This is a genomic window from Aliarcobacter trophiarum LMG 25534 (assembly GCF_003355515.1).
GTDB classification, from domain to species: domain Bacteria; phylum Campylobacterota; class Campylobacteria; order Campylobacterales; family Arcobacteraceae; genus Aliarcobacter; species Aliarcobacter trophiarum.
Genome location: NZ_CP031367.1, coordinates 1,198,175 through 1,217,942, shown reverse-complemented (window position 1 = coordinate 1,217,942; position 19,768 = coordinate 1,198,175). Strand labels below are relative to the sequence as shown.

The 19,768-nt window shown below is 26.6% G+C and carries 22 protein-coding genes; 10 read left to right on the top strand and 12 right to left on the bottom strand.

Translation table 11 applies throughout. The features are described 5' to 3' along the window. Positions 1–14 precede the first annotated feature (14 nt). Positions 15–737 carry a 3-deoxy-manno-octulosonate cytidylyltransferase gene (kdsB, locus tag ATR_RS06300; protein WP_115428627.1) on the bottom strand — a complete coding sequence of 241 codons (723 nt, stop codon included), beginning with the start codon at positions 735–737 and terminating at the stop codon, positions 15–17. Between the two features lie 71 nt (positions 738–808). Then, positions 809–1,684 (bottom strand): DUF234 domain-containing protein, encoded by an 876-nt coding sequence (locus tag ATR_RS06295; protein ID WP_115428626.1) that lies wholly within the window; start codon positions 1,682–1,684, stop codon positions 809–811. Positions 1,685–1,893: 209 nt separating this feature from the next. Between ATR_RS06295 and ATR_RS06290 the strand changes: the two genes are divergently transcribed. Together ATR_RS06290 and ATR_RS06285 are read left to right on the top strand one after the other, a co-directional pair. Beyond that, a complete protein-coding gene (locus tag ATR_RS06290; protein ID WP_228254205.1) occupies positions 1,894–2,580 on the top strand; it encodes a response regulator transcription factor in 687 nt (228 codons plus the stop codon). Positions 2,581–2,593: 13 nt separating this feature from the next. Beyond that, complete coding sequence (locus ATR_RS06285) at positions 2,594–2,809, top strand: hypothetical protein (protein ID WP_115428624.1); 216 nt, start codon at positions 2,594–2,596, stop codon at positions 2,807–2,809. Positions 2,810–2,822: 13 nt separating this feature from the next. On the opposite strand, the gene lgt is transcribed toward ATR_RS06285, so the two are convergent. After that, positions 2,823–3,638, bottom strand: coding sequence for a prolipoprotein diacylglyceryl transferase (gene lgt / locus ATR_RS06280; RefSeq protein WP_115428623.1), 816 nt, complete (start codon positions 3,636–3,638; stop codon positions 2,823–2,825). A gap of 4 nt (positions 3,639–3,642) precedes the next feature. Beyond that, the gene (locus ATR_RS06275) at positions 3,643–4,926 is read right to left on the bottom strand and encodes a (Fe-S)-binding protein (RefSeq protein ID WP_115428622.1); all 1,284 of its coding nucleotides are present in this window, start codon (positions 4,924–4,926) and stop codon (positions 3,643–3,645) included. 144 nt (positions 4,927–5,070) lie between these two features. Between ATR_RS06275 and ATR_RS06270 the strand changes: the two genes are divergently transcribed. After that, positions 5,071–6,144, top strand: coding sequence for a GGDEF domain-containing protein (locus ATR_RS06270; RefSeq protein ID WP_115428621.1), 1,074 nt, complete (start codon positions 5,071–5,073; stop codon positions 6,142–6,144). 8 nt (positions 6,145–6,152) lie between these two features. Beyond that, positions 6,153–6,707, top strand: coding sequence for a hypothetical protein (locus ATR_RS06265; RefSeq protein WP_115428620.1), 555 nt, complete (start codon positions 6,153–6,155; stop codon positions 6,705–6,707). On the opposite strand, the gene ATR_RS06260 is transcribed toward ATR_RS06265, so the two are convergent. Beyond that, a protein-coding gene (locus tag ATR_RS06260; protein WP_115427962.1) for an IS3 family transposase occupies positions 6,696–7,864 on the bottom strand; the annotation gives its coding sequence in 2 pieces (ribosomal slippage) (positions 6,696–7,612 and positions 7,612–7,864; 1,170 coding nt in all). The genes ATR_RS06265 and ATR_RS06260 overlap by 12 nt on opposite strands. Before the next feature lie 395 nt (positions 7,865–8,259). On the opposite strand from ATR_RS06260, the gene ATR_RS09975 reads away from it, so the two are divergent. From ATR_RS09975 to ATR_RS06240, 4 genes are all read left to right on the top strand, one after another. Then, positions 8,260–8,580: a hypothetical protein gene (locus tag ATR_RS09975; RefSeq protein WP_228254204.1), complete on the top strand. Its 321-nt coding sequence runs from the start codon at positions 8,260–8,262 to the stop codon at positions 8,578–8,580. A 153-nt stretch (positions 8,581–8,733) separates the two neighbouring features. Next, positions 8,734–9,981: a ferritin-like domain-containing protein gene (locus ATR_RS06250; protein WP_115428618.1), complete on the top strand. Its 1,248-nt coding sequence runs from the start codon at positions 8,734–8,736 to the stop codon at positions 9,979–9,981. Positions 9,982–9,991: 10 nt separating this feature from the next. Then, entirely contained in the window at positions 9,992–11,119 is a 1,128-nt protein-coding gene (locus tag ATR_RS06245) for an acyl-CoA dehydrogenase family protein (RefSeq protein ID WP_115428617.1), read from the top strand. Between the two features lie 10 nt (positions 11,120–11,129). Next, positions 11,130–11,960: a phosphate/phosphite/phosphonate ABC transporter substrate-binding protein gene (locus ATR_RS06240; RefSeq protein WP_115428616.1), complete on the top strand. Its 831-nt coding sequence runs from the start codon at positions 11,130–11,132 to the stop codon at positions 11,958–11,960. A gap of 24 nt (positions 11,961–11,984) precedes the next feature. Here ATR_RS06240 and ATR_RS06235 read toward each other — a convergent pair whose 3' ends face one another. Beyond that, positions 11,985–13,010, bottom strand: a complete 1,026-nt coding sequence (locus tag ATR_RS06235; protein WP_115428615.1) for a YeiH family protein — start codon at positions 13,008–13,010, stop codon at positions 11,985–11,987. Positions 13,011–13,109: 99 nt separating this feature from the next. Here ATR_RS06235 and ATR_RS06230 point away from each other — a divergent pair, with 99 nt between their 5' ends. Beyond that, complete coding sequence (locus tag ATR_RS06230; RefSeq protein ID WP_115428614.1) at positions 13,110–13,994, top strand: LysR substrate-binding domain-containing protein; 885 nt, start codon at positions 13,110–13,112, stop codon at positions 13,992–13,994. Here the strand turns inward: ATR_RS06230 and ATR_RS06225 are convergent. Further along, entirely contained in the window at positions 13,982–14,509 is a 528-nt protein-coding gene (locus ATR_RS06225; RefSeq protein WP_306457778.1) for a YbhB/YbcL family Raf kinase inhibitor-like protein, read from the bottom strand. The genes ATR_RS06230 and ATR_RS06225 overlap by 13 nt on opposite strands. A 112-nt stretch (positions 14,510–14,621) precedes the next feature. Continuing rightward, a complete protein-coding gene (locus tag ATR_RS06220) occupies positions 14,622–15,503 on the bottom strand; it encodes a DMT family transporter (protein ID WP_115428613.1) in 882 nt (293 codons plus the stop codon). 129 nt (positions 15,504–15,632) lie between these two features. Here ATR_RS06220 and sugE point away from each other — a divergent pair, with 129 nt between their 5' ends. Then, positions 15,633–15,950, top strand: coding sequence for a quaternary ammonium compound efflux SMR transporter SugE (gene sugE, locus ATR_RS06215; protein ID WP_115428612.1), 318 nt, complete (start codon positions 15,633–15,635; stop codon positions 15,948–15,950). On the opposite strand, the gene ATR_RS06210 is transcribed toward sugE, so the two are convergent. The 4 genes from ATR_RS06210 to ATR_RS06195 form a co-directional block, all read right to left on the bottom strand. Further along, positions 15,940–17,082: a sensor histidine kinase gene (locus ATR_RS06210; RefSeq protein ID WP_115428611.1), complete on the bottom strand. Its 1,143-nt coding sequence runs from the start codon at positions 17,080–17,082 to the stop codon at positions 15,940–15,942. The two genes, sugE and ATR_RS06210, sit on opposite strands and share 11 nt — an antisense overlap. Next, positions 17,072–17,731 carry a response regulator transcription factor gene (locus ATR_RS06205; RefSeq protein WP_115428610.1) on the bottom strand — a complete coding sequence of 220 codons (660 nt, stop codon included), beginning with the start codon at positions 17,729–17,731 and terminating at the stop codon, positions 17,072–17,074. Before ATR_RS06205 ends, ATR_RS06210 begins: the two co-directional genes overlap by 11 nt. Beyond that, a complete protein-coding gene (locus ATR_RS06200) occupies positions 17,728–18,615 on the bottom strand; it encodes a cache domain-containing protein (RefSeq protein ID WP_228254203.1) in 888 nt (295 codons plus the stop codon). The genes ATR_RS06205 and ATR_RS06200 overlap by 4 nt, the downstream gene beginning before the upstream one ends. Positions 18,616–18,687: 72 nt before the next feature. Continuing rightward, a complete protein-coding gene (locus ATR_RS06195; protein ID WP_115428608.1) occupies positions 18,688–19,686 on the bottom strand; it encodes a c-type cytochrome in 999 nt (332 codons plus the stop codon). Between the last annotated feature and the right edge of the window lie 82 nt (positions 19,687–19,768).

The following is a 19,768-nucleotide window of genomic DNA, read 5'->3' as shown; positions in this document are numbered from 1 at the left end:
TCTCTTTTTTTAAGCTACTTAGCAAATATATTTAAAGCTCTTTCTAAATCCTCTTTTGTATCTATACCAAAAGATTTAGAGTTTACTTCTACCATGGCTATTTTATAACCATTGTCTATCGCTCTTAGTTGCTCTAGCTTCTCTATATTTTCTAATTTTGAAGAGATTAAACTACAAAATTTATTTAAAGATTTCTTTGTAAATCCATAAATTCCTAAATGTCCAAAATATGTAGAGTTTTCTTCACCATCTCTATGATATGGGATCTTTGCTCTTGAAAAATATATTGCTTCTTCAAGAGAATTTAGAACTACTTTTACTAAATTTGGGTCATTTGCACTTTTGCTATCTATTTTCTTATAGCAAGAAGTTATCAAAGTATTTGGGCAATTTCTTATCTCTTTTACTCTATTTATTACAGCTTTTACAACATCAATTTCAATAAATGGTTCATCAGCTTGAACATTTATAATAATTTCATCATCATTTATATTTAGACTATTAACAGCTTCATTTATTCTATCTGTTCCACTATTGTGCTCAATACTTGTCATAACTGCTTCAAAACCATGCACTTTTGCTAAATCATAAACTTCTTTTGTATCTGTAGCAATTACAACTCTATCCAAAGAACTAACCTGTTTTGCAGTTTTTATAACCATAGGAAGTCCAAAAATATCTACTAAAATCTTATTTGCAAATCTACTTGAATTTAATCTTGCAGGAATTATTATCATACTGTTTTCTCTTTGTTTTTAAATTTATTTTGATTATATAATTTTGTCTCTTTAAGTTGCAAATTTTAAGTTTAAATTATAGAGTTGAAATTTCTTATAGTAAAAAGCATTAAAGAGTTGCTTTTTAGTTGTTTAAGCTCATTTGAATAACCACTCTTTGAGAATATAACAATAATATCTGCACTTATATCGGCATTTTTTAAATCTTCTAAAAATCTGTTTAACTCACTTTTTTTAATTTTATTATCACTATATTTACAAAATCCAACTACTATTTTTCCTGAAACTGTTTTTGCTACTATTGGAATTTGTATCTTTTCATCCCAATATTGCCCATGTTGTTTTATAGGGTCTTCTAAAAAACTATTTTTTATAAAAGTTAAAGCTAACTCTTCAAATATAAAATCGCTAAAATCTGCCTCTCTTCCTTGAAACTTTGTTTTAAACTCTTCATAGTTTCCATCTTTAATCCCTTTATAAATTGGAGATACAAATGCAAACCAAAATCTAAGAAAAGGGTTAGTAAAGAGTAGTTTTTGTGCAATTTTAGAATCACCTCTTTTCCCTAATAAAAAATGTTCAGAAGAGTCAATATCTATAATCTCTTTTTCATAAAGGTTATCTACACATTTACTTCCCTCTTCAAAACTAACATGAGCTCTTTTGAATGCATTTGTTGTTTTCCTATCTCCTAGAGCAATTCCTGAAAGAATTGCATGTTCTACATGGTATCCACCAGTTAGGCTATTTACTTCACTTCTAAGATAGTTATAGTTATTTAAGATATGTTTTTCAATTAGTTCTAAAATAGGTTTTGATGTGTCAATTTCTATATCAAGCCCACCAAATACAGAGAAGTATTTAACTGCAATTTGCATATTTTCTATATTGTTTATTTTACAAAAATGTCTAAATAGCTCTTTTGGAGATTTTTCTAATATTATCATAGTAGTTGTGATTCCTTATCTTTTAAAAAAATTGATTCTACTATAACAAATATCATATATTGATAAACTGTAAGGTGACTCTAATGTTTAAAATATGGAAGTTTTAGAATTTATTATTAAAAAATACAAATTATTTTGACATTAAAACATTTTTTTGTTATTATTTCGTATATTAAATTATTTATAGAGAGTAAAAAATGGAAAAAAATATGAAGAGTATAAGAAAAATCAGTAATACAAAAATCATCATCGTAAGTGATGATGAAATTTTTAATGAACAAGAGCTTAAAGAGTTCTATTCTGATTTTAAAGAGGTAAAAATCATTTCAACTAGAGATACTATTAATTATAAAAGTATATCTTTTAATGATGTGGTTGTTGTTGATATGGATATAGCAAAAGAGAGTTTTACTAAAATAGCTGCAAAAGCAAATAGCTTATTAGCATTAACTCCAAAAATTGTTGTTTCATCAATAAGTGATGAAGAATATATCTCTAAAGCTGTAAATATACAAGCATACACATTTTTATTAAAACCTTTTAACCCAATGAATTTAAAATTAGCAATTATTATGTGTATAAATCAAACAAAAAGAACTGATAAAGTAGAGCTTGGTAATGGTGTATATTTTGATGAGTATAGAGACCAGTTTTTCAAAAAAGGTGGAGTTATGATAGACTTTACTAGACTTGAAAAAGGATTTTTAAAACTTTTAATAGAAAAAAGAGATGAAATAACTAGTTATGATACTATAAAAGATGTAGTATGGAAAGGTAAAGAGATGTCTATTTATACTATGAGAAATATTGTAAATAAGATAAGACAAAAAACATATTATGAAATAGTAAGAAATCACTCTAGTAGAGGATATACTATAGATCTTTTAAAAAAATAAAAAGGCCTAAGATTTGCAAGAATTGATTGTTTCAAAAGAAGAGCTTGTAGAGTTATTTAAAGATGAGAAAATTGTAGATACAGGCAGAGGCTGGTATATGGATGATGGATTTGTTGATATTATAGCTTTACATGAAGTTGAACCAAAGTTTCTACAAGATCTTGCAAATGCAAAATTATATAAGATAGTTCCAACTTCTTATAAAAATCATATAAAACTAAATAAATAGATAAAAGAGATGTTTATTTTAACATCTCTTTTGTTTTATAAACATATAAAGATATACAAACAAATAGTATAGCAAATGATTGTAACATCCCCATTGTTAGCCAATTTCCAACTAAAAATCCAATTTGAGCATCAGGTTGTCTGTAAGTTTCTGCAATAATTCTTGCTATTGTATAAAAAATACCATACATTAAAGCTAGCTGCCCATCAAATTTTTTTCTATTTCTAAAGTATAAAAGTATTAAGAATACTACAACACCTTCTAAAAATGCCTCATATAGTTGAGAAGGGTGTCTTAAAACACCATTTACATAAATAGCCCAAGGAACATCTGTAACACGACCAACTAACTCTTGATTGAAAAAGTTTCCAACTCTTCCAAAAATATATGCTGCACTTACTCCTAAAACTGCAATATCTGTTATAAACCAAAAATTAATATTTTTTCTTTTACAAAATAGTAAACTAGCAACTATAAATCCTATAAATGCTCCATGATAACTCATCCCTGATATTCCAACATAAGTTCCATTTACATAAGGATTAAAGATTTGCCAAGGATTTGTAAGATAGTAAAAACTATTTGGGTCATAAAATAAAATATATCCAAATCTAGCTCCTAAAATTACACCAATTTCAGCCCACCAAATATATGAATCAAAAATATCATCTTTAATATTTATATTGTCGTATTTTATAAACCATTTTGCAATAAAAATAGCACTTAAAAGAGCCATTGCATACATAATTCCATACCAGTGGACTTGTATCTCACCTATAGAGAAAGCCACAGGATTAAAATGAGAGTAGATGTTTTGCCAAAATTCCATAAATTTAATCTTCCAAAGCTTCAGCTATTAACTCAATAGGATTTTTAAACACTACATCAACATCAGCTCTCCATAAACTATCAGTTATTTGCATTCTACAGGCACTACACTCAGCACTTACTATTTGAGCCTTTGTATCTCTAATCATTGCTGCTTTTGGAGCACCAGCAGCTTTTGCAAAACTAAATTTCTCTGTTTGCATAGTAACTCCACCAAAACCACAACATCTATTTGAATCACTCATCTCTTTCAAAACATAGTTTTGTTTTAAAAGCTCTCTTGGCTCTTTCCAAACACCTTGCATTTTTTTAGCATGACATGGGTCGTGATAAGTTACCATTTGATCAAATTTTTTACCACTTTTTGCTAATAAATTTTTTAGTTCAGTGTTATTTTCTAGCCATTTTGTAGCTAAGAATATCTTTTTTGATAGATTGATTGCTCTTTCTTTCCAGTCTGGTTGATCATGTAAGTAATGTTCCCAATCTTTATTTATCATAGCACTACAAGTAGCTTCTGGAATAATTACTGCATCAACTTCATCTATCCACTCTTCAAAATATGTAATATTTTTTTTAGTTAAATAATCAACAGTATCAAAAGCACCTGTAAAATATGCAGGTGCAGAACAACAGAGTTGTTTTTTTGGAATAAAAATATCTAAATCTAGTTTTTTTAGGATTTTTACTAGACTATCCCCTGTATTTGTATAAGTATAGTTACTCATACATCCAATAAAAATTGCAACTCTTCCCTTTTTATTACTCTGCTCTTTTACTCTAATATTTTCTGGATATTTATTTAAAAAGCTCTTACTATCTGCAAATGGTAAAGCTCTATCTTTTTTTATAATAGGTAGAGAAAATCTAGGAGTTGCACTTTGCTTCTCTTCATCAATTTTAATACCGCAAGTTTGGAACATATAACCTAGTTTTGACATAAAATCCATAATTTTTCTATGTCTTAAAAGGAAGAAAAATAGTCTTTTATACCAAGCTATTCCATATTTTTTTGCAATATCGGCACGTACTTGCTCTATTATCATATCTGTTGGTAAGTCATTTGGACAAACTTCAACACAGTTTGTACATAAAAAACATGATTCAAATATGTTTTTTGCATTTTCATCAAGTTCTAGTTCATCTCTTTTATATGCTCCTAAGAGGTCAATAAAACCTCTAGGACTTGTTGCTTCATCTTGATTTATATTAAATATTGTACAAACAGGTTTACATTTTCCACACTTTACACAATCATCACTAATTGCTGTATAATCAAATTTCTTCATATTTTAAATAACCTTATAAAATCTATAAATAAAGAGCTTAATATACTTAAATTTGTGTTAAAAGCTCTTAAAGATAGAATAAAAAGAGTAAAAAAAGATATAATAGATATAGATACTCTCTATCCTTAAAAAAAGGAGTATATTATGTTTTTTATTAGTTTTTGTAAAAGAACTTTCCAAAAAGTTGGTATTGGATTTGTTCTTATCTCTATTGTATCTTTTCATATTATCATAATCTCTTTAAATACCTTTTTTATAAAATATGCTATGAATCAAATAGAAAATGATGCCAGACTTATTAATACAACTGGAAAGATAAGAAGTGGAGTTCAAAGAGTTGTAAAGCTTGAATTCGCACAAAAAGATTATAAAAGTGATATAAAAAGAGTTGATGAAATTTTTCAAAAAATTTTAGATAAATCTAATTATAATCTAGACTCTTTAACAATGCAAAACTATTTAGAAATGATTACTCTTTTATCTAGTAATTGGGAGGAGTTAAAAGAGGCTCTAAAAATTTATTCAGATGATCATTCAAATAAAAACCAAGAGCTTGTTTTATTGAAAAGTGAAGAGTTTTGGTTTTTAAGTGAAAATTTAATGAATACTCTTTCAACTATAGCTACACAAAAAACTTATATATTTAAATTTAGCTTTATAATATTTGCTTTTGAGTTTTTTTTAATACTTTTTGTAATTTTTATAATAAATAAGTTTATAAGAAAAAAATTGGAGATTTTAAGTAGAGTTGACCCACTTACAAATGCTTATAATAGAAATGTTTATAATGAGTATATGGAGAATGAATTAGAGGCCTTTTTAAGATATAAAAATAGTGTAGCTTTTATTATTTTTGATATAGATTTTTTTAAAAACATAAATGATACTCTTGGACATAAAGCTGGAGATACAGTTCTAAAAGATTTAGTAAATCTTATAGCAGTGAATATAAGGAAAACAGATAAACTTTTTAGAATTGGAGGAGAAGAGTTTGTGATTTTGGTAAAGAATTTAGATAAAAGTAATTTAGAAAATTTAACAGATAAATTAAGAAAAAAAGTACAAGAGTATGATTTTGGCTTGGATAAAAATATAACTATTAGTTTAGGTGCTACATTCTTTAAAGATAATGATACAAAAGAGAGTATATTTAAAAGAGCAGATGAAGCTTTGTACTGTTCAAAAAAAGATGGTCGAAATAAGGTAACGATTTATTAGGAAAAATCATGAAAAAATTTTTAGAGTTTAAAAATGAGATATTTTTTATTCTATTTTTACTTCTGATTTTTTTTGTAAATATATCTTTTAAATATATTGATTTTCAAAATTTCAAAGAAGAGACAGTTTTTGTATCAAAAGCTACTATTTTAAAAATATATAAAAAAGAGAAGTTTGATATTCTTAAGTTAAAAGGTGAAGGTTTTGAGTTTTTTGGAACTATTTCTAAAAACGAAGAGCTTGATATTTTGGATTATATTGAACTCGCAATTGATACTAGAGAAGTTGATTTTCTAAATTACCTTAAAGGGTTTTTTACAAAAATTCTGTACTTTGATAGATTAGATAAAAAGTATAGTGTAAAAGAAAAAATTGTTAAAAACATAGAAGAAAATCACGATGATTTGATGATAAAAGAGCTTTTTAATGCTCTATTTTTAGCAATTCCAGTTTCTAGTGAATTAAGAGATGTTATTACAGCTTATCGAGTAGCACATGTTGTAGCTCTGTCAGGTTTTCACTGGAATGACCCCAAGAGTGTAGATACTTTTTTAATCAGTTAACACCTTTGGTTGAGTAACACTATCATTGTATCTTTTCTCAAATTCATTTGGACTTATAAAATCTAAAAAACTATGTCGTCTTTTTGCGTTATAAAACATTTCTATATATTCAAATATTTTATCTCTAGCTTCTGCTCTTGTATGAAATATAGTTTTTCTAACTAATTCTTTTTTTAATGTCTTAAAAAAACTCTCTGCTACTGCATTATCATAACAATTACCTCTACGGCTCATACTTGGGATAATATTATGATGCTTTAAAAATGTTTGGTATTCATAAGAACTATATTGGCTACCTTGATCTGAATGAAGAATTACTTTATGATTTTTAATTCTGTGAGTTGTTTTTTTCAAAGCTTTAATAATTAAAGATGTTGATTGTCTATGTCCTGTTGCCCAACCAATTATTTTTCTTGAATAAAGATCTATAACTGTAGCTAAATATAACCATCCTTCATAAGTTCTGATATATGTGATATCACTAACCCAAGATTCATTTGGTTTATATGTTAAAAAACATTGTTTTAAATGATTTGGATGTGCTTTATGAATTGAACCAGCCTTATGCTTTGGTTTTCTTTTATAATTTCCTATTCCACAAAGTTTTGCTTCTTTCATTAATCTTGCAACTCTTTTCTTATTTACATGTATATTTGAAGCCTTTAAATCTTTATGAATATTTCTATATCCATATATCCCATTTGACTCTCTATATGCTTTTTTTATCTCTTGTAAAATTTGTTGATTTTCAATCTCTAAATTTGAAATAGGTTGTTTTAACCATTTATAATACCCACTAGGATGAACTTTCAATACAGTACACATTCTTCTGATTGTGTACTGTATTTGATACTCCTTTATAAATGCGTACTTTAATTTGGGTTGTTTGCAAAGTACGCTGCGGCCTTTTTTAAAATATCCCTCTCTTCTGTAACTCTCTTTAATTCTTTTTGCAATCTTTTTATTTCAGCTGTTGTATCTTGAGTTTTTTTTATTTCTACTTCAGCTTCTGGTGATTTGTATTTTTTTATCCAGTTTCTCAAAGAATCATAATGGACACCTAACCTCTCAGCTGTTTCAACAACCCCATATCCATTTTCTATAACTTGTTTTACAGCATCTCTTCTAAACTCTTCACTATATTCTCTTCTTGCCATTTTTAATTCCTTCAATTGTTTACAATTTTCTCTAAATTGTTATTTTAATTAACTGAATAAATTTCTGTCTACTTTTTTGGGGTCATTCCATTGTAAAGTATATAACAAAACCACAAAATAATAGTTTTATGTAATTTTATTATATACAAATTAATTACACATATAGGGCTTTTGTTCTTTTTTGTATGGGAGTTTATCTTTTAAGAAGCAATATAAAGCTTATATCATATATTACTTTGTTATATACCTTTTTAATTGTTATCTCTTTTTTTCCACAATATATTTTTAATATTGGTTTTTGGTTCTCTATAATTGCTGTTTTTTATATATATTTGTTTATTCAATATTTTAAAAGTTCAAATAAGATTTTACTCTATATCTTTTTTAATATATGGATGTTTTTAATCTTTAATCCAATAGTTCACTATTTCTTTGGTCAAACAGCATTAGAACAGTTTTACTCTATTCCTATTACAATACTCTTTACAATTTTTTATCCGCTTGAGATAGTTGCACATAGTTTTTATATTTCACACTATTTTGATACTTATTTGAAAATCTTTTTAGAAAATAAAATATATGTTTATGAAGTATTTACCCCAATATATTTTTTTATTTTATATATTTTATTCTCATTTTTATCTATTTGGAGTAAAAAAGCTTTTTTTGTATTAAATATTTTGATGATAGGATTTAATCTTTATCTCTATATTTAGTCTTCAAGTTATATTATTTGAAAACTAAATTTAAATTTTTATTTAATTCTTATTTTTATATGTTAAAATCTCATTCTTAGGTCTCAGGTTGAGATTTTCATCACTAAATTTAAAATTTATTGAATGATTCAAAATTAAATTATAATTTGGAATATTCATTTGAACCACTCTATCTCTATATTTACAGGTAATTTACCACCGTCAAAAGCACTGTTTTTAAGACTTGAAAATGCTTTTTTGCTCTGCAATACTTATGAAATAATTGAAGTTATTTCACAAAAAGAAAATATTGAAACTGAACTTCGTGGCTGGGCAAAATTAAGGGGGCATATCTATTTAGGAAGGGAAAGACTAAAACAACAATACTCGTATAAAATACAAAAGATAAAAAAAGATAGCTTTTTACAAAAAGCCTCTTGGGGCAAAAAAATGCAAGGCATAGACATAGGAAATCCAAAATTAAAAGATTTGAATTTAAGTGATGAAATATTATCTATTGCACCACAAAATAATGGACTTCTCACAAGAGGAATTGTAGTTGAAGAAAATAGCCCTATATATGACTTTGAACTATCACATAAAGAGCAAGTTTGGTCAAATCCAGTATCTATTCTTTATGAAGAGGGGAAAAGTCTTCAATGGAATGCAACAACTGATATAGCTTGGAATGAGATTCCTGATTTAAATCCTGTTTTAGAAAGAGCCATTTGTCAAATAATGACATATTTAGTTGAAAATGAGTTTTCAGCTTTGTATATTCCAGCAAAATTTATAAGTAAAATAAATCCATATTATATGGAGGTTCCTCTATTTTTATCCTCTTTAATGAATGATGAAGCAAGACATATAGAAGTGTTTACAAAAAGAGCAAATGCAAATGGAGGTGGTTTTCAATATTCAAGTGGAGTTACTCAAAGATCGCTTTTTTCACTATTTAAAGAGGATGATTATATTAAAAGTTCTTTTTTGCTTCATGTTATGGGAGAGGGAACTTTTGTTGATTTATTAAGCTTTTTAGAAAAATATATGCCTGATGAAGCAACAAAAAAGATTATAAGACTTGCAAAAAGAGATGAAATGCGACATGTTGCTTATGGAATAGAGCATGTAAAATCAGCAATTGAACAAAATCCAAATAGAATAAATGCTTTAAAAAATACTGCATTTAAAAGAAAAGAGTTTATGGATGAGATAAATGGAGAATCATCTATATTACTTGAAGCTTTGGCTATTTTAGCAGCAGGTAGTGATGAACCAAATGCTTATAAAAGAGGTTTTGATTTATTAGAAGAGTTAAAAGAGAAAATGAATGAAAATAGAGTAAAGAGGTTGGTAAATATAGGTATAGATGAAGATTTGGCAAATGATATTTCAAAAGCTCACACCCCAAATTTTATGTAAAAGGAAGAAAATGTCAGAATTATATAATGAAATGATAGAGTTTGCGAAAGAGAGTATTGCACCATATACACAAGATGTAGATTGTGAAGCAAAATTCCCAATTGAAAGTTTTAAATTTATAAAAGATAAAAAAATCACAGGTTTACTTGTACCAAAAGAGTATGGTGGAATGGGGCTTGGTTTTTATGAGCATACACAAACTATATTAGCTTTTGCAAACTATTGTGCAACAACAGCTCTATGTTACATGATGCATAATGTTGCTACAAATTGTTTAGTAACTTATGGTAGTGAAGAGTTAAAAAAAGAGTTTTTACCAAAAATTGCCAATGGTGAATTGATGTTGGCTCTTGCATATAGTGAAAGTGGTACGGGAACACATTTTTATATACCAGAGATAAAAGTTACAAAAGATGGACAAAATTTAAATATGAGTGGTAAAAAAAGTTTTGTAACATCTGCACAATATGCTGATTATTATTTAATAGATGCAAACTCATTTGATAGTGAAGGACTAGATAATTGGTTAGTTTCAAAAGATTTAGAAGGAATTACTTTTGAACATAGCGCTTGGAATGGTCTTGGGATGAGAGGAAATGCTTCTTGTCCAATGATTTTAGAGAATGTAAAAATTGATGAAAAATTTAGAATTGGAGCTTCTGGAAGTGGATTAGAACAAATTATGAATATAGTTGGACCATTTTTTATTATTGGATTAGCTGCAGTTTATAGTGGAGTTGCTTTAAATGCTTGTAATACTATTATTGAATACTCAATGAATAGAACATATAGCGATAATTCGACTCTTTGCAATATTCCAACAGTTCAAAATCATTTAGCAGATATTTATACAAAAGCTATAAGTGCAAAATTTTTAACTCTTAGTGCAGCAAAAAGTGTAGTTGATGCTGATCTAGCAGCTTTAGCAAATGTAATTGCTGCTAGATTAAATGCTTCAAATATGGCAGTTGATGTTTGTACAAAAGCTATGAAGATTGGTGGAGGTACTGCTTATGCAAAAAGATTACCAATAGAACGGCTTTTAAGAGATTCATTAGCTGCACAAGTTATGGCACCAAGTAGTGATGTACTTACAACTTGGCTTGGAAAAGCTTTAACAAATCAAGAAATATTATAAGGATGAAAGAATGACTAAACCAATTATTGTAGGATCTGTTGCTTATGATCCAAAAATAGTAACTATTTGGGATATTATAAGAGATTATTTTAATGAGAAAGGTGTAAGACTTGATTATATACTTTTTTCAAATTATGAAGCACAAATTGAGTATTTATTAAGCGGTAAAATTGATATTGCTTGGAACACAAATGTTGCGTGGGTTAGAACTTATGAACTAAGTAATCATAAGGCACAAGCACTTGTTATGAGAGATACAGATATTGATTTTAAGTCAGTATTTATATCAAAAACAAAAAGTGGTATAAAATCAATTCAAGATTTAAAAGGTAAAAAATTTGGACTTGGAAGTGCTGATTCAGCGCAAGCTGCAATTTTACCTCTAAAATATTTACAAAATGAGCTAGGAGAGAGTATTAAAGATGTTGAAATTATTAGATATAACTCTGATTTAGGTAAACATGGAGATACAGGAAGAAGTGAGTTTGATGTTTTAGAAGATATTAAAAACGATAAACTTGATGCTGGAGCTATTGGTATTAGTACATGGGTTAGAATTCTTGAAGAGAGTCTTTTTTCAGATGGAGAAATAGAGTCTTTTTATACAAGTGAGGGATATTGTCACTGTAATTTTACAGCTCTTGATAGCTTAGATAAGAGTATCAAAAAAAGATTTGTTGAGGTGCTTTTAAGTCAAGATCCAAATGACCCAATCATAAAAAAAATGATGCAAATGGAAGGACTTAATAGATGGGTTCTTACAACAAAAGAGGAGCTTAAAGGTTATGATGTTTTAACAGAAGCTATGAAAGAGCAAGATTTAATCAAAAATAATTGGTAAAATAGTGGGTATTTATCCCCACTATTAAACAAAAATCAAAACTAAAAAATATCCTATTATAGATAAATATAAAAATAATAAAAGAGTTAAATAAAAAGGCTTTAAGCCAACTTCTTTGAACTTTTTAATATTTGTATTTAATCCCAAAGCAAACATTGCCATTGTTAAAAATATCATATCTATATAATTTATTGTTGATAATATTTCTATATTTAAAAATTTAAAAGAGTTAAAAGCAACAACAAATATAAATATAACTGCAAACCAAGGAATTATAATTTTACTTTTAGTTTTACTATTTTGTGAACTTGGAAATTTAATTAAGAAATATGATAAAAGCAATAAAAATGGAACTAAAAACATAACTCTAATCATCTTTACAATTATTGCGCTATTTGTAGCTTCTTCACTTACCATATTACCAGCTGCAACTACATTTGCAACTTCGTGTAAAACTGCTCCAAAATAGACCCCAATTTGATTGTTATCTAGTGGTATTAAGCCAATTTTGTATAAAAAAGGCAATAAAAACATACCAATAGAACCAAAAATAACGACAAATGATACAGCAATTGCACTTTTATACGATTCATTTTTTACAACACTTGATGTAGCCATAACAGCAGCTGCTCCACAAATAGCCGCTCCTGAACTACATAAAATAGATATTTCACGATCAAGTTTTAAAATTTTAACTCCTATAAAATATCCTAAAATAAAAGTAGAAAAAATAATGAATAAAGCCACAAAAACTCCACCAAATCCTACTTCTGCAATATCTTGAAAACTAAGTCTAAATCCATATAAGATAATACCTATTCGTAAAAGTCTTTTTGCACTAAACTTTATAGCTTGATTATATTTTTCAAACAAGCTCTCTTTTACTGTATTTGCAAATAGTATTCCTAAAATAATACCAACAATTAGTGGGCTTATAGCCAAACTTGAAACTATAGTTAAATTTGAAATCAAAATTGATATTATTGAGAAAATAAATATGGCAAATACTCCTATTATTAGTAATTTTGTATCTTGATTATTTGTTTTCATAATAATACTCCTTTAATTTCTGAACTATATTCTTATTTAATTAATTTGTAAAATATATTATTTTTAATATAATAATAGATATTTCTAATAAGGAAAAATATGACACTAAAAGAGCTGAATTTTTTTTATAAACTTTGTGAAAATTCACAAGTTACACAAGTTGCAAATGAATTAGGTATTAGTCAATCTGCAATCTCTTTAGCTATAAAATCTTTAGAAAATAGTCTAAATGAACAGCTTTTTGATAGGGTTGGTAAAAAACTAATCTTAAACGAAAAAGGAAGATTATTTAAAGAAAAAACACTTTTTCATTACTTGTCTTTGATTGATGCTTCACATATCTTTGAGGAGAATAAACTAGCTGGTAATATAAAAATAGCTGCTAGTAAAACAATCTCAAACTATATTATGCCAAATATATATTTTGATTTTTTATCAAGATATAAAGATGTGAAACTAGATATTTCCACAATAAATTCTACAAATATTGTAGAAAAGATTTTAAAATCAGAGCTTGATATTGGACTTATTGAAGTTGATGTAGAAAATAGTAATTTAATAAAAGAGAAACTTGCAAATGATGAACTAATAGTTGTAACAAGTGATTTTAATTATTTTAAAAAAGCATTTATTGATAGCATAGATAAAAGATGGATTTTAAGAGAAAAAGGTAGTGGAACAAGAGAGATTTTTATAAATTATATTGGTGAAATTTCAAAAGAGTTAGATATATTTATGGAGTTACAAGAGTTTGAAGAGATAAAAACTATTGTTTTAGGAAATAAAAACTGTGTAACAGCTCTATCAAAAGTTGCAGTAAAAAAAGAGCTGGAAGAGAAAAAACTTTTCCAAATAGAGCTTAAAAATATAAAATTAAGTAGAGAGTTTTATCTAATTTATCATAAAGATAAGACAAAAAACCTACTTTTTAATACTTTTAAAGAGTTTATAAAAAGTAGGTTTAATGAAAATCATCTTTTATAATAAGAGATGATTGAAGCTTTTGAAATTGTATGAGAATTTATATAATATCCAACTGTTGCAGCATTTGTATTTTTATCTAAATCCAAAGATTCAACATCAAGTGCATGAATAGTAAAAATATATCTATGAGCTCTATTTCCAACAGGAGGACAAGCTCCACCAAAACCAGATTTACCATAGTCAGTTATACTTTGTATCGCATCTTTTGAGTCACTATTTCCAAATCCAGCTGGAATTGAAGCTCTATCTTTTGAAATATTAAAAATAATCCAATGCCACCAACCTGAACCTGTTGGTGCATCTGGATCATAAACTGTAATTGCAAATGATTTTGTACCATTTGGTGCATTTTCCCAAGATAATTGTGGTGAAATATTCTCTCCACTACAACCAAAACCATTAAACTCTTGCTTCTTTGTTAATTGCCCTTTTAAATCACTACTTTTTAAAGTAAAATTATCTGCAAATAGAAAACTTGCACAAAATACTAAGCTTAATAAAATTTTATTTATCATTTATTCTCCTTTTATTATAGATAAAAATATAGTTCTATTGTAAAATATTTAGTTTTGAAGTTTGCTTTTTTAAATCTCTTTCATATATTAATATCTATTTTTCTAATATTTATCACTTTTGTCTTAAAATAATAACTGTAGCAAAAGTAGATAATAAAATTCCACCTAAAACTCCTAAAGATATAGTCTCATTTTCAAATAAAAACATTATGATAGCGACCATTGCAGGGCTTAAATAAATATATGCCATAACTTTTTTTGCTCCTAAAACTAAAGTTGCTTTTTGATACAAAAATAGAGTTATTATAGTAGTTCCTATTACTAAATAGAGTAGATAATAGAAGTGATTTAAATTTAGTTTATTCCATTCATAAGGAATATTTAGTATTTGCATAGTTAAAGCCATCCAAACAATTCCGCCAATTAGTGTAGCAAAAACCAAAATAATCAACTCATCTTTTTTACTATATAGAAGTTTGATAAAAATTGGATACAAAGCCATAGAGAGAGAAGCTAGTAAAAATACAATATCACCTTTATTTAAAGATAGAGTTAAAAAGAGTTTTAAATCAGCATTAAATACAACTATACAAGTTGAAATTATTCCTAAAAGATATATAGATAGCTGTTTTAAAGGTATTTTTTCTTTAAAGAAAAATATACATAAAATAGCTGTCATTAAAGGAACTAAAGTATAAATTGCTCCTGTATTTAAAACAGTCGTATCTTCTAAAGCTTTTAGCATTCCTATAAAATATAAAGTATATACAAGGCTAACAATCATAGCTTTTGGAATAACTTTGAAAACTTTTTTTAGTTTATTTTTACTGAAAATAATTATAGGAGATAACAAAGTAAGAGCCAAAATAAATCTTAAAAGTGTTAAAGATATTGGGTCTATTACACTTGATAGTTTTTGTGAAGCTAAGAAAGAACCAGCTATTAAAATAGTTGCAATTAATATCATAATATGTGCTTTTACTACTTCATTCAAAGATAAATCCTTTTTAAAATTTATTTTTATTTTATCTAAAATATTATAAAATGGACTTCTTAAAAGCTAGGACGACCTAGCCTCTTTACTCATTAGAGGACGGCCTCAAATTTATAAAAAAGGACTTTTATGAGTTGGGGAATACTATTTTTAGCTGGATTATTTGAGATAGCTTGGGCTATTGGATTAAAATACAGTGAAGGTTTTACAAAATTAACTCCTAGTGTTTTTACTATTGTTACTATGATTATAAGTTTCTATCTTCTTAGTCTTGCATTAAAATCTCTTCCTTTGGGAACAGCTTATGCTGTTTGGGTAGGAATTGGAACTATTGGTACAGTTATTGCTGGAATATTTATGTTTGGCGAATCTATGAATTTAATTAGGATAGTAAGTATATTGTTTATTATTTTGGGAATTATTGGCTTAAAACTAACTACAAATTAAAAGTATAAATAAAAGTTGTTCCAAAATTTTCTTTGGAAACAACTTCTATTGATATATTATTCTTTTTGCATATATTTTTTACAATACTAAGTCCTATTCCAAAACCACCCGTTATATTATCTCCTCTAAAATATCTTTCAAAAATCGTACTTGTATCACTTATTCCAACTCCTTCATCCTTAAAAGTTAGTTTTATACTATTTTCATATTTTTGTAAACTTACATAGATATTTGAGTTGTTTTTTGAATATTTTATCGCATTTGAAAGATTATTATCAATAATTCTGTAAGCTTCAATTTCATTAAAAAGAATTTCAATATTTGGTTCTATATTTTTATAAAATTTTATATCTCTAGCAACGGCTAAGTCATTAAAAAACTCAACTCTTTTTTCTAAAAAGCTTGAAAAGTTTATATTTGTTTTTAGCTCTTTTACCTCATTTTGTTGCATATAATACTCTAAATCTTCATAGATAATAGTCATATTTTTAAGTGCGGATTTAACTCTTAAGATATTTTTATCATTTTTTAGCCTCATAGAAAGCATATCTGTATTTATTCTTGCCACTCCAATAGGAGTTTTTAGTTCATGCATAGCATCTTTTAAGAACTCATCAAGATAGATATTTAATTTTTTATATGGTTCTATACTCTGTTTTATAACAAAAAATGAGAGTAAAAATATAAAAAATGTTACCATTAAAAGAAGAATTAAAGCATTGTAGATAACTTCACTGTAATCGATATTTTTGCAAACAATCAAATATGAAGCATTCAAAATATTTGAAGATAGATATTTTTTATAGCAAAATTTATTGCTAAAACTTTTAAACTCTTCATCAAAAAAATCTAAACTAATATTTGAACTAAAAAGCTCTTTTTTGTTTTCATCAAAGATAGTTGAAAAAAATATATTTGATCTTGGGTAATAAAATATATTGCTATTTTGCTTCTCAAAATTCTCTATTTGTAAAACTATTTGATTAGAATAGTTTTGTAAATCAAGTCTATCTTTTATATCTTGATTTTTTATAGTTGCATCTATATAAAAATATATAGGAATAAAAGCAATTAAAAGTCCGATTATTACTTGAATTACAATATATTTTAGTTCGGATTTACTATTTATCAATTTTATATCCCAAAAATCTTTTTGTTTTTATAAAGTCTTTATCTGTTTTTTCTCTAACTCTTTTTATACACATTCTAATATCTGCATAGCTTATATCTTTATTTTCCCAAACATTTTCATGCAAAGATTCAATAGATACAAAAAAACCTCTATTTTGTACTAAAAAAGAGACTAATTCAAGCTCTTTTGAAGATAAATCTACTAAATTATTATCTTTATAAAGTAAAAATTCTTTTATATTATATTTAAAGTCAAGCTCAAGTTCTATACAATCATCATTTGCATTAAAGTGATTTTTTATAAGTGCTTCTATTCTAAATTTAAGCTCAATCATATCAAAAGGTTTTCTAATATAATCATTACAACCCAAAGTGTATCCACGGCTCAAATCTTTTATATCTGTTAGAGAAGTTAAGATAATTATAGGGGTATCAATATTTGCCTCTCTTACATATTTTACAAGTTCAAATCCATCCATTTTTGGGACTCTAATATCAAGTAAAAGTAGATCATATTTTTTATCAAAAATTGCATTTAGAGCATCTTCTCCATTATCAAAATCATCAACTGCAAAATCGAGCTCTTCTAAAAACTCTTTTATTGAAATTTTATATAAATAATCATCTTCAAGTAATAGTATTTTTATCATCTAATTATTATCTCTTTTTTTTGAACTTCTTTTAAATTCTTTCTATCCTCTTTTATATCTATATCTCCAAAATAGTCATACTTTGGTAAATATCGAAAGCTATTTAGATTTTTGTCAAAACTTATTATCAAAATTCCAACACTCTTATTTCCAAACTCTCCTAGAGGAATTTGAGTAAAAACTTTTTCATTTGTTTCATAATAGAAACTATTTTTTTTAAGATAATCTGGATTTTTTATTAAAGTATCAAGTAAACTCTTACTAAAACTACTTTGCAAAATTACATAATTTTCTAGTTTAGTATTATCAACATGATAAGTTGCAATATTTAAATAATCTTTTTCAAGTAAAATCATCGAATCAATACCTAAGCCTTTTAGCCTATTTATAAGTGGATTAAAATCAACTATTACTTCAATTGAGCCAACAAATAAATTTTTATTATTGTAAATAGGTGCTATAGCTTTAATATTAAATCTTTTACCTAATTCACTTGAGACATAAGGTTCATTTGAATTTTTTACCTTTACAAGACCTTCTCTAAAACTCTCTAGTTTTAGTCCAAAATCAATATCTTCCCAACTTCTAGTAAAAACTTCTAAATCTTTTGTGTGAATTTGTATATCAATACTATTTTTTGTATATGTTTTTATTATATTAAGTAGCTTTAGAAGCTCTTTTTTTAGTTCTACATTATTGTTGTTTTCTAAATTATTTATAATATCTTGATTTTTAGAAAACATTAAAGCTAAAGATAAAGCTTGATTTTTCTGATTTTCTAGTTCATTTTGTACAATTTGCACTTGATTTTGTACAAAAATATCTAAAGTTTTTTGATTTAAAATATTGTTATATTTAAATAAGAAATATAGTAAAGTAGCCATAAATATGCTAAATAAAATAAAAGTTTTTTTATAGCTTCTGATAAAAGGCAGTATCATAAAGATACTCCTTTTTTATTTATTAGTTTTGATAAATTGTCCAAATGGGCCATGTTGTCTTTCAATTGGGTCTTTTCCTTCAATATAAGTATCTGGAGCTTTTACATTTGCATCTGGGAAATCTTTCTCTCTATTTGCTTTTTCTGGTCTTTTATGATTGTTTGAATTCATATAAACAGCTACATTGTATGCCTCTTCATCTGTTAAAATAGGGTTCTCTTTTGTAGCACCAATAGGCATATTTGATTTTATAAAATCAGCTGCTTTTAGAGTTCTATACATTCCAGCACCTTTGTTATATGTATCATTACCCCAAAGTGGTGGGAAAGTATAACCATTTGCAAGACCTTCATTTTTAACACCTTCTCCATTTACTCCATGGCAAGAGGCACAGTGTACAGAATAAACCTCTTTTCCTTTAGCTTCATCTGCTTTTGTTGTTAGTATCATTTTTCTATTAATTTCAGATAAACTATTTCCTTCAACCTTAGCACCAACAGGTACTCCTTGACTTAACCAATAGATATATGCTTCAAAAGCTCTCATCTCTTTACTCTCAACAGGAAGAGGTTTACCATTCATACTTCTTTGCATACAACCATTTATTCTATCAGCCAATGTTCCTATTGTATTCTCTCTTGGTCTATATTGTGGAAATTGTCCATAAAGTCCAACAAATGGTGCTGCATAAGGTTTTGTTGCAGCTTCTAAGTGACAACTTTGACATGAAAGGTTATTACCTGAATATCTCATCTTTTTATCTTTAACCTCAGGACCTATATATTTATAAGTATGAACAGTAAGCTCTTTTCCATATTTAATTAAATCTCCAAATTGGTTATTTGGGATTGTACTTTCATCTGGAATTTTATACTCTAGCTTTTCACCATTATATTTATATCCAATATTGTTTCTTTCACCAATAAGTTTTTTATCAAACTTAACAACTTCACTAGCTAATAAAAAACCAGTAGATAATGCACCAAAAAGTGCAACAGTTATAATCTTTTTCATAAATAACTCCTCCTAATATTTATAATATGTAGAACTATATCTTTTAAACATAACTTGAATATAACAAATATTAGATTTACTA